This window comes from Mangrovibacterium sp., assembly GCF_059905295.1.
The window spans coordinates 1-9,823 of the sequence record NZ_JBZQJF010000242.1 but is presented as its reverse complement, the minus strand read 5'-3'; the positions used below and the strand labels follow the sequence as shown (position 1 = coordinate 9,823).

Here is a 9,823-nt window from a genome sequence, read left to right as displayed (position 1 = left end):
GGGGAACGAAAGGGGGAACGTTTAAGGCAATATAAATGTTAATTTTATCCTGAAGAATTTTGAAATGCAGAGCTAATGGGCTAAATATCAATATGAAAATCAATTTAATAAAATAATAGTTGAGTCCCGTCCTGGGCACAAAAAGCCGCGGTTTCCGCGGCTTTTGTCGTTAAATGGTGTTCCGTTCTCGAATAACATTACACCCGAAATATTCTGATCTAAGAGAAGAGTTTGAAAAGGGTTTAATCGTTGATCACAGCAGGAATATCTAAAAATCGAATTCAGCTTAATACCACTTTTCAACCATTTTTTTCATGAAAGCAAGGCTTCCTTTAGCCAGGTCTTCAGAATTGTACTTTGAAGGCCGCCACAAGGACGTTGGACCTACCAACTCTTTTATTTCGGATGAAAAGTTCTCCAACACCAGCGGGCCCTGATAATTGATTTCGCCGAGTGCTTTGAAAAAGTCATCCCAGTGTATGTTTCCTTCGCCGGTCATTCCCCGGTCACTTTCCGTGATATGGATATGCTTTAAGCGCTTCCCGCAACGAATAACCGGATCATAAAAGTTTGCTTCTTCAATATTCATGTGAAAGGTGTCAAGATGAACCCCGATATTTTGAGCTTGTGTTGCATCAATTAGGTCTAATACCTCACTCGCAGAAGTTAGTACGTAGCTTTCGTAACGATTAATTGGTTCGGGTGCGATTGTAATTTGACGCTCGGCTGCGTATGCTGCCAGTTCGGAAAATGTTTCTTTGACGATTTTGCGTTCGTTTTCGGAACAAGGTTTTCGGGTGAATGTTCCAATTGCTGAATGTAACACACCCCCGAGAAAATCCCCTTCCATTTCAGCGACAATATCGAGTGCTCCTTTAACTAATTGAAGCGTCCTTTCAGGGTGGGATGGCATGTGACAATTTTGTGGAATGTTTAAAGTTAGTCTGCAGTCTATTCCAGCTTCTTTCAACTGTTTTTTAACTGTTGGTGTATCAAAGTCAAGAGAGGCAGGAAGACTGATTTCGAGCATGTCAAATCCGTATTCCGAAGCTTTCCTGATGGAATAGGCTCCCCCTTCGGGAGACCATGACGGTATAAATGATAAGTAAGACGTTCCAAATTTGGGCATAATGTTAAGATTGATTGTTGTTAAAAATTAGAATAACCACATTTCTGTTTTAATACCGATATAAGTACCCCAACGCTGGTGATTAATAGTCAGGTAAGGGGAGTATTGATTGTCGCGGGCAAAATCGTTGTAACGCGCAGCCGTGAATACCAGGCGGATATGTGGTCGACACCATGGACTCCTTTTCCCCAAGGGAACAACGGTAGGAGCGAAGGAGAATTTCCACATAGAAGCAGTTGGATTATTTCCGTCTTTGCGTGTTGCATAATGGACTTCATTAATTAAGTGTAACCAGTCGGTTGCGTAATAAAGCGAGCGGAAGCCAACTACGAAATCCCTTTTCCGGTTATAAATCTGGTTGCCATCGAAGAATAGTGCTTTGTTTGTACTTTCGGCACCTCCCTTACTTTGGGTAAAGACACCGTACCCATTTATACTGATTCGTTTATGCAGGTTCAAAAGAAAGTGTTCAACTGCAGTAAATGAGTAAGCACCAGTATATTTACCCTTCTTATTTGGTGCGCCGTAAGTGGCCCAGGTCCAGGTGTTCCCATTGTCTCCGCCATTGGCAATTCCAGCACCATACCGCACTGCAAACTGATTAAATGATCCCGGTGTTGCCGTTTTAATAAGAGAGTTGAATTTTGCACCAACTACATAACCATTATCAGAGGGATAGGCATAATCGGCATTGAGCGAATTCGCTGCGACAGTATGATATTCCCCCAATAACTTCAAAGAGTTGCCATTTTGAAAGTGTAAAGTATGTTCTCCAACAAAAACCAGACGTTGGCGAATGGCCGGGTTTGTCGCTCCTTCTACAGTAACTTCATAATTGTATGGATAGACCCCTGCCGAATCTGAAGATGCCGGCATATAAATGGCGAATTCTGTATTCTTGTAGCTTACCCCGGCACCTTGAGCCGAATGGTCGTCGAAATAGAAGTAATCGCAAATGTGGATATCGTCGTATCGCCGGAAACGAACGCCTACCCAAGCAGACCAATCGCTCCCCATAATATTTCGGGCTTCAACGTATGTTTCGGGAAGTATAAAGGTTAAACCTTCCGGGGAGCGTGAGCTCACGTTTCCCATGAACTGACCGTTGGCCGAATACATTCCCAAACGAACCTGAAGCGTAACATCTGTTGCGTCTTTATTGTCCGTTTGCGGAGTAAAGTGGATCGCGGGTAGTAGATCCATGTAATCGTATTGTTCCATTCGGCCTGCCAATGAACCTTGTCCTGACAGGTTTAATGGTTTCCACTGGTTTCCTTCTCCGTTAGGAGATATGCCGATACCAATTCGTCCGGTTGTTCCCATTGAGAAGTTTGTGTTGGTGATCACAACTTGTGCTCCTGCTGAGAGACAAAAAGTGATCATTAATGCTATCAATTGAATTTTGCGTTTCATGATTAGTTTTCTTTTTGTCATAACCCAAAGCGGGGTCTTTTTTGGGTAAAATGAATGTTTATTAAAAAAATTGAATAGTTAGGAGTTTGTTTAAACGTTTAAACAAACGTGCCTGAAAATTTTAATCAAGTATTTGAGTTTCTGCTTTTTCCTTGTATCCTACCATTCCGTAATAAGCAATAATCAAAAAGCAGATCAGTGGAACTACAATTGAATTACCAATGCCAAAGTGAACAGAAACCAGTCCCATTACAGGAGTAAGCAAAGCACCGCCAATAATTGCCATAACTAAAACAGAGGAAGCCAGTTTGGTGTGTTCTCCAAGCCCCCGAATTCCTAATGAAAAAATTGTTGGATACATAATCGACATAAAGAAGCTTGTTGCAACCAAGGCCCAAAGCCCAATAGTTCCCGGAAATACGATCGCAATTGCAATCAGGATAACATTCAGTGCAGCATAAGCCCATAATAGCGTGTGACCTTTTATTTGTTTCAGAAGTGCTGTCCCAATAAATCGACCTGCAGTGAATACGACTAATGAAATCGTTAAGAAGTTTGCGGCATCTTTTTCTGATGTTCCTGGAATAGTTCCCTGGATGTAACGAATCAGGTAGCTCCAGATGCAAACTTGTGCACCAATGTAGAAGAATTGGGCAATTACCGCCATTCTGTAGTGTCGTTTGCTCAATAAATATTTCAAAGTTTTGCGGGTTGAAACAGAACCGTTTGATTCTTCATCACGAACAACAGGAAATTTGGTCATCAGGATAATTAATGCGGCAACAATAATCGTTAACCCGATAATCAGGTAAGGTGTTTGTACGGTGTGAGCTTCAGCAGTGTAATAATTTTGTACTGCAGCTTGGGACATATTCGCTAATTCTGCTTTAGTGTGTTCAACCCCGGTTAGAATGAAATGCTGGCCGATTAAGATTCCTGTTACGCAGCCAATTGGGTTAAAAGCCTGAGCAAGGTTTAAGCGGAAGGTCGCTGTTGATGGATCTCCTAAGGCTGTAACATAAGGATTGCCTGCTGTTTCAAGAAAGGTTAATCCGGATGCGATAATGAATAGTGCAAAAAGGAAAAATGCATAGGATTCAATTTCTGCTGCAGGGTAAAAAAGAAAGGCTCCGGTAGCAAAGAGGAATAGTCCTGTTACAATTCCGGTTTTATAACTAAACTTTTTCATTACCAGCGATGCAGGAATCGCAAAAAGGAAATAGCCCAGGTAAAAAGCAGATTGAACCAGACCGGATTGAAAATCGGTTAATTCAAAGGTCTTTTTAAATTGTTTAATCAGGATGTCATTAATACTACTACCCATTCCCCACATAAAGAACAGGCTTACAATAAGGATCAGCGGCAGTATGTAGTTGCTGGATTTTACTTTTGGAGCTGCAAACGATTTTGCGCTCAGATTAGCGATTGTCATAATTGATTTATTTAGTTTGATGAATGATGTTTAAACACAAGTGCTCAGGTTGGCAAATTGCTCCAATTGGGTGATTGAATATGGAGGGCAGGCTCCTTCATTGGAGGCAACAAACGCTCCAAGCGCAGTAGCATAGGACATACTCGTTTCGATGCTTGCATTTTGAATTTTTTTCGCAAGAAAAGCTGCCAGGAAAGAATCGCCACTTCCGACAGTATCTTTTACTTCAACTTTGAATGCCGGGAAAGTGTAAGAGTGCTTACCATCGTAGTAGCTGGCTCCCTGACTTCCTTTGGTGACGATTACCTCACCAACGTCAAATTTTTTCTGGATAAACTGAACTGCGCTTGCTTCGTCGGGCTTGCTTTCCTTGTACCATGAGATGATCAGATCAAGCTCGGAGTGGTTTAATTTCAGAAGATTACACTGTTGCAATAAGTACTCGATTACATCTTTTGAATAGAAAGGAGGGCGAAGGTTGATGTCGAATACTTTATAAGAAGCTTTCTCCAGCAATTGATAAAGTGTGTTGCGGGAAATTTCACATCGGGTAACCAGGGTTCCGAATACAAACGCATCAGCCTGGCTTACCACAGCATCATTATCGGATGATTGATGAATATAATCCCAAGCCACATCCTCGTGAATCACATAAGTCATTTCATGGTCTTCACCAGAGATTGCTTCAACAAAACCCGTGCGAAAATTATCATTAATCGGACAGTTTTCAGTCGGTATATCCCATTTTTGCAATTGATTTAAAAGGGACTTGCCTAGTTGGTCTGAACCGACGCTGCTGATCATCCTGCTGTCGATACCCAATTTTTTCAGGTGGTAGGCAACATTCATTGGTGCGCCACCAGGTTTCGTTGCATCTGGGAAAATATCCCATAAGACTTCACCGTAACAAACGATTGTGTTTAAGTTTGATTTTTTTGGTTCCATAACTCTTGTATTTAAGTGTAATTTGTTTAAACGTTTAAACAGCTAGTCAAAAAATATTAAGTAACTGTTGAGTTTTGTTTTACAAGCTCTGTTTTCAAAAAGATTGTTTTATTGGTTCCTTTTTCGGTAATTGATTCATTGACAAGTTTAACTGCTTCGGATCCTAATTTGCTGAGTGGCTGATTGACGTAGCTAATTGTTGTGTAAAACAGGTCAAATGCATCGGTTTTATCGAAAGCGATAACCGCCAGCTGATCCGGAATGGCAATCTTTTTGTTGTTCAGGTATTTTAATCCTGATATTGCTAATAAGTTTGATGTAAAGAAGATCGCTTCAATTTTATTAGCAAGGAAATGCTTGATTGCTTCTTCTACATCTTCCTGGATATGCCCTAAGCGAACCAGACCAATTTGTTCGTTTCCATTGCACAAATCTGAAGCCCCCCGTACACGCTCATTTAAATGAACCAGGGAGGTCTTATAGCTGATGATCCCGATTTTGCTAAACTTATTGTCCTGTAAATGCTTTACGGCCACTTTTGCTGCAGCATAATTATCAATAGCTACTGTATTGCAAGGAATATCCGGGAAATAACGGTCCAGTAAAACAAAGGGAATTTCTCTATTTTTCAGATCGGCAACAATTTCCTCCGAATTTTCAGGTAATGATAGGATTAAGCCGTCAACTTGCCGGTTCAGGAATAGGTCGATCAGACTTTTGGATTTCTCAACTTGCTCGTCTGAACTACCAATAATGATCGTGTAACCTAGTTTGTTGGCCTCGTTCTCAACTATTCGTGCAATCTGCGAAGAGAAGGGGTTTGCAATATCCGCCAGAAGTAACCCAAGTGTGTGCGTTCTGTTGGTTTTCAAACTTTTGGCAATCTGATTGGGGCGGTAATCCAGTTCTTTGGCGACAGCTTTAATGTGAGCAGCCACCTCCTTACTGATTCTACCTTCCATCTTTCCGTTCAAAACATACGAAACCAAAGCGGTAGAGACTCCAACTTTAGCGGCAATGTCTTTTAATGATACGGTCTTTTTCATACAAGTAGAATTTCTTGATTTTCGCCCATTTTTGGATGGTTGATAGCTCAAAGTTAAAGTTTAAACGTTTAAACAAATCAAAATCTGCTCTAAAACACATTGATTGCAAATAGGTTGAATAGAAATTCAAATTCAACTATTTGCAAATTTTACCGTCTTTAATAGCTTGAAAAATAGCAGTTTAGTTTTGTCTCTCAGAGACGCGTCAATTGGCTTTATTCTCAGTTATTTAGACTGAATATCGATAAGAAGTTTGAAAGTACACTGGAGTTTAGGTTTTAATTAATACGTTTAAAAACTTTAAATCCGGTTGAAATTTTCTGCAGTAGTTATTTAGACTTTGTTGTACTATTTATAACTGATTATTGAGTTTTTCAGGTTGTAGTTAAACACGAATTTTATTGACGCTTTTCAAGCACTACTTATCATCAACTTTAAATGAATTTAGCAGGTTGAACCAACGCTGCTTTGAAGTCTTTAATTAACAATTTAATTATCTTAGCAAACTGTGAATATTGGTTTATAGAACAATCAAAGGTAAACTTATGAAACATCCCCCCATGAATCGAGCGATCACGAAGTTTCTGTTGCATCTGCACCCGAAGAAAGTGGAACCGAAAGCGATTGTTTTTAACCGGACTTTCGGTTTAGGTGGAATTTCAGCTTTGCTTTTTGTAATCCTCTTTGTTACAGGGTTGTTGCTTCGATTTGCTTACGTTCCTTCCGGTGCCGGGGCTTACGATTCCATTGTCCGGCTGCAGGACCAGGTTATTTTTGGTCAGCTGCTGCGTAATTTCCACTATTGGAGTGGAATGCTGCTGGTTGTTGTTGCCTTTTTGCATTTAGTCCGGGTGTTTTATTCCCAGGCTATTTATTTTGAACGGCGAAAAAACTGGCTTTACGGTTTGCTGTTACTATTTTTTGTAGTTAGCTCCAACTTTACCGGTTACCTTTTGCCCTGGGATCAGCTTTCGTACTGGGCGGTTACCATCATGACCAACCTGCTGAGCTATATCCCTTTTGTCGGGAATTTCCTGGCTAACATGATTCGTGGAGGTGACACTGTTACCGAAGAAACCCTGTTGCGTTTTTATACCTTTCATACCGGCTTGTTGCCATTGTTGATGATCTTTTTTATGGTTATTCACTTTTGGTTGGTTCGCCGGGCAAAAGGAGTTGCTATTCCTACGTCGGAAAAAGCTGAGAAAGTTGATACATCTCCGAACCTGGTTTATAAGGAGATACTGACAGCCCTTATCGTTGTGCTGGTCGTGTTGTTGTTTTCCTTTTTTATCGATGCTCCTTTGCAGGATAAAGCCAAACCGCTGTTGAGTCCCAACCCCAGTAAGGCTCCCTGGTATTTTATGGGCTTCCAGGAGTTGCTGATGCACATGCACCCGGCCTTTGCATCCTTTTTGATTCCACTGCTTGTGATCGAGTTTTTCATTATCATACCCTTTCTGCCTTATCCGAAAGTTAATGAGGGAGTTTGGTTCTTTTCAGCAAAAGGTAAACGAATTACCGTCCTAACGGCCGTGTTTACAACCCTGCTTACCTTGCTGATGATTTTTGTCGATGATTTGTTGCTCGACTTTAACCATTGGTTTACCCGATTGCCGGTTCTCATTACCGAGGGCGTTTTCCCGGTTCTGCTGTATTTTGTTCCGGCCGGTGGATTTATCCTTTATTTGAAAAAGAAATTACAGGCTAACCGTATGGAGCTTGTCATAGCCTCGGTTACCCTGATTCTGGTTGCCTACCTGGTGATGATGCTCGTCGGAAGTTTGTTGAGAGGGCAGGGGATGCAACTGATATTTTAAGGTCGTTGGTGTAAAACTTCGGTTCCAATTAATCTGGAAATTCTGGAAAAATGAAAAGACGAAAATTTTTAAAAGGAATACTCTACAGCCTGGTCTCGTTGGAATTTGCCTATGTGTTTTTCCGACTTCTGAAGCTGGATAAAACAGGAGCGGATGAGGACAACTATTACGAAGCGGGTGATATCTCTTTTTTCGAGAAAGGTCGGGTTTACCCGTTCAGTGCAGCCCGTTTTTTCCTGTACCGCCTGGATGACGGGGGCTTTATTGCGGTATCATCCAAATGTACCCATTTAGGATGTATCATCCGGTTTAATAGCGCCCACGATCGTTTCGAATGTCCCTGTCACGCGTCGGCCTTTGAGAAAAGCGGAGAGGTGATTCTATCGCCGGCTACCCGGGCACTGGATTATTACCCGATTGCCTTTAAAGGCAACAAAGTGCTGGTAGATACCGGCAAGCCAATGAGGCGCAGTAAATTCGACCATTCACAAGTAATGTATGCGTAAGTATGGATATTAAAAGGTACAAAAAAATAATCCGCCTGTTGGGCTTTACGGTCCTGCTGCTCTTCCCGGTTTTGATGTTGGTAAAGCTGAGCTTTTGGAAACCCGGGGAAGAGCTTTCAACAGTTCAGCCGAAGTTTGTTGGTGGCCAGGTGTGTAAAGAGTGCCACATGAATGAGTATAACGATTGGAAAGGCTCAGATCATGACCGGGCTATGGATTATGCCAATGATTCAACCGTGTTGGGTGATTTCTCGAACCAGACACTCCAGGCACAGGGGCATACTTACCGCATGTTTCGCAAGGACGGGAAGTTCTTTATGACCAGTGATGGCGAAGACGGGCAAATGCACGACTTCGAAATTAAGTACGTATTTGGGTACAATCCCTTGCAGCAATATTTGGTAGAGTTCGACCGGGGCCGGCTACAAACTTTGCCGGTAACCTGGAATACGCTGGATAAGAATTGGTATCATATGGCCGATTCAACTTATAAAGACGAGATTGTAGATCACACCAACTGGTTACACTGGACGAACCAGGCACAGAACTGGAACGGCATGTGTGCTGAATGCCACTCAACCAACTTGGAAAAGGGCTATAACCCAGAAACGAATTCGTATCATACCAGCTGGTCGGAAATTGATGTGAGTTGTGAAGCGTGCCACGGTCCCGGCTCGAATCATGTTGAATGGGCTCAGCTACCGAAATACTCACAAGCTGAATTTAAAAATTTTGGACTGGAGGTTAAGACCAGTAACATCGATAATAAGCAGTATGTCGATCTTTGTGCCCGTTGTCATTCCCGCAAAAGTGCGCTGGGGGATATCGAATACAAAACGCAAAATATTTACGACCAGATGATACCTGCGTTGCCGGGTGAACCCACCTGGTATATCGATGGACAAATCAAGGACGAAGACTACGTGTATGCCTCCTTCCTGCAAAGTAAAATGTACCAGCGAGGCGTTCAATGCAACGATTGTCATAATGTGCACAGCGGCAAACGGTTATTCGATGGTAATAAGCTCTGTTTGCAGTGTCACCAGAAAGACATTTATGACACTTACAGCCACCATCATCACAAAAGTGCCGGAATGCCGGGCAAAGCAGTTGTTTCGGAGTCGGGCGTGGTTTTCGATGTTGGCTCGGGAACCGAATGTATCAACTGTCATATGCATGGGGGCTACTACATGGGGGTTGACTATCGGCGTGATCACAGTTTCCGGATTCCCCGGCCTGACCTTTCCATTCAAAACGGAACACCCAATGCCTGCAACCAATGTCATACGGATCAATCGAACCAGTGGTCGGACAACTACATTACCAAGTGGTTTGGCCAGCGAAGAAGATTTCATTATTCCGAGGCTTTTGCGGGAGCTAAGGCCGGTGATCCGAAAGCAGCAGGAGAATTAAAGGAGATTGCTGACAATGAGCTTTATCCACCCAATGTGCGGAGTTTAGCAGTACAGGAAATGGGAACTTACTTTGCGGATTCGCTGAGTGGCGTGATTGATAAATACCTGGGCAGTCCG

General features: G+C 42.3%; 8 protein-coding genes. 3 read left to right on the top strand and 5 right to left on the bottom strand.

The window, feature by feature from the left end; all coding sequences use genetic code 11:
• Positions 1–286 precede the first annotated feature (286 nt).
• The 5 genes from AC37HE_RS12670 to AC37HE_RS12650 form a co-directional block, all read right to left on the bottom strand.
• Positions 287–1,129 (bottom strand): sugar phosphate isomerase/epimerase family protein, encoded by an 843-nt coding sequence (locus AC37HE_RS12670; RefSeq protein WP_500783213.1) that lies wholly within the window; start codon positions 1,127–1,129, stop codon positions 287–289.
• 27 nt (positions 1,130–1,156) lie between these two features.
• A complete protein-coding gene (locus AC37HE_RS12665) occupies positions 1,157–2,542 on the bottom strand; it encodes a carbohydrate porin (protein ID WP_500783212.1) in 1,386 nt (461 codons plus the stop codon).
• A 121-nt stretch (positions 2,543–2,663) separates the two neighbouring features.
• Positions 2,664–3,974: an L-fucose:H+ symporter permease gene (gene fucP / locus AC37HE_RS12660; RefSeq protein ID WP_500783211.1), complete on the bottom strand. Its 1,311-nt coding sequence runs from the start codon at positions 3,972–3,974 to the stop codon at positions 2,664–2,666.
• A 30-nt stretch (positions 3,975–4,004) separates the two neighbouring features.
• Entirely contained in the window at positions 4,005–4,919 is a 915-nt protein-coding gene (locus AC37HE_RS12655; RefSeq protein ID WP_500783210.1) for a carbohydrate kinase family protein, read from the bottom strand.
• A gap of 56 nt (positions 4,920–4,975) precedes the next feature.
• Positions 4,976–5,965, bottom strand: a complete 990-nt coding sequence (locus tag AC37HE_RS12650) for a LacI family DNA-binding transcriptional regulator (protein ID WP_500783209.1) — start codon at positions 5,963–5,965, stop codon at positions 4,976–4,978.
• A 560-nt stretch (positions 5,966–6,525) separates the two neighbouring features.
• Between AC37HE_RS12650 and AC37HE_RS12645 the strand changes: the two genes are divergently transcribed.
• The 3 genes from AC37HE_RS12645 to AC37HE_RS12635 all read left to right on the top strand — a co-directional run.
• On the top strand, positions 6,526–7,785 hold the full coding sequence (locus AC37HE_RS12645; protein ID WP_500783208.1) for a cytochrome b N-terminal domain-containing protein: 1,260 nt from the start codon (positions 6,526–6,528) through the stop codon (positions 7,783–7,785).
• Between the two features lie 50 nt (positions 7,786–7,835).
• Positions 7,836–8,291 (top strand): QcrA and Rieske domain-containing protein, encoded by a 456-nt coding sequence (locus AC37HE_RS12640; protein WP_500783207.1) that lies wholly within the window; start codon positions 7,836–7,838, stop codon positions 8,289–8,291.
• Between the two features lie 2 nt (positions 8,292–8,293).
• On the top strand, positions 8,294–9,823 hold a 1,530-nt coding region (locus AC37HE_RS12635), incomplete at its 3' end, for a cytochrome c3 family protein (RefSeq protein ID WP_500783206.1).

Coding starts and splice junctions, on each gene's coding strand:
- AC37HE_RS12670 (WP_500783213.1), bottom strand. CDS start 1,129: ATGCCCAAATTTGGAACGTCTTACTTATCATTTATACCGTCATGGTCT.
- AC37HE_RS12655 (WP_500783210.1), bottom strand. CDS start 4,919: ATGGAACCAAAAAAATCAAACTTAAACACAATCGTTTGTTACGGTGAA.
- AC37HE_RS12640 (WP_500783207.1), top strand. CDS start 7,836: ATGAAAAGACGAAAATTTTTAAAAGGAATACTCTACAGCCTGGTCTCG.
- AC37HE_RS12645 (WP_500783208.1), top strand. CDS start 6,526: ATGAATCGAGCGATCACGAAGTTTCTGTTGCATCTGCACCCGAAGAAA.
- AC37HE_RS12665 (WP_500783212.1), bottom strand. CDS start 2,542: ATGAAACGCAAAATTCAATTGATAGCATTAATGATCACTTTTTGTCTC.
- fucP (WP_500783211.1), bottom strand. CDS start 3,974: ATGACAATCGCTAATCTGAGCGCAAAATCGTTTGCAGCTCCAAAAGTA.
- AC37HE_RS12650 (WP_500783209.1), bottom strand. CDS start 5,965: ATGAAAAAGACCGTATCATTAAAAGACATTGCCGCTAAAGTTGGAGTC.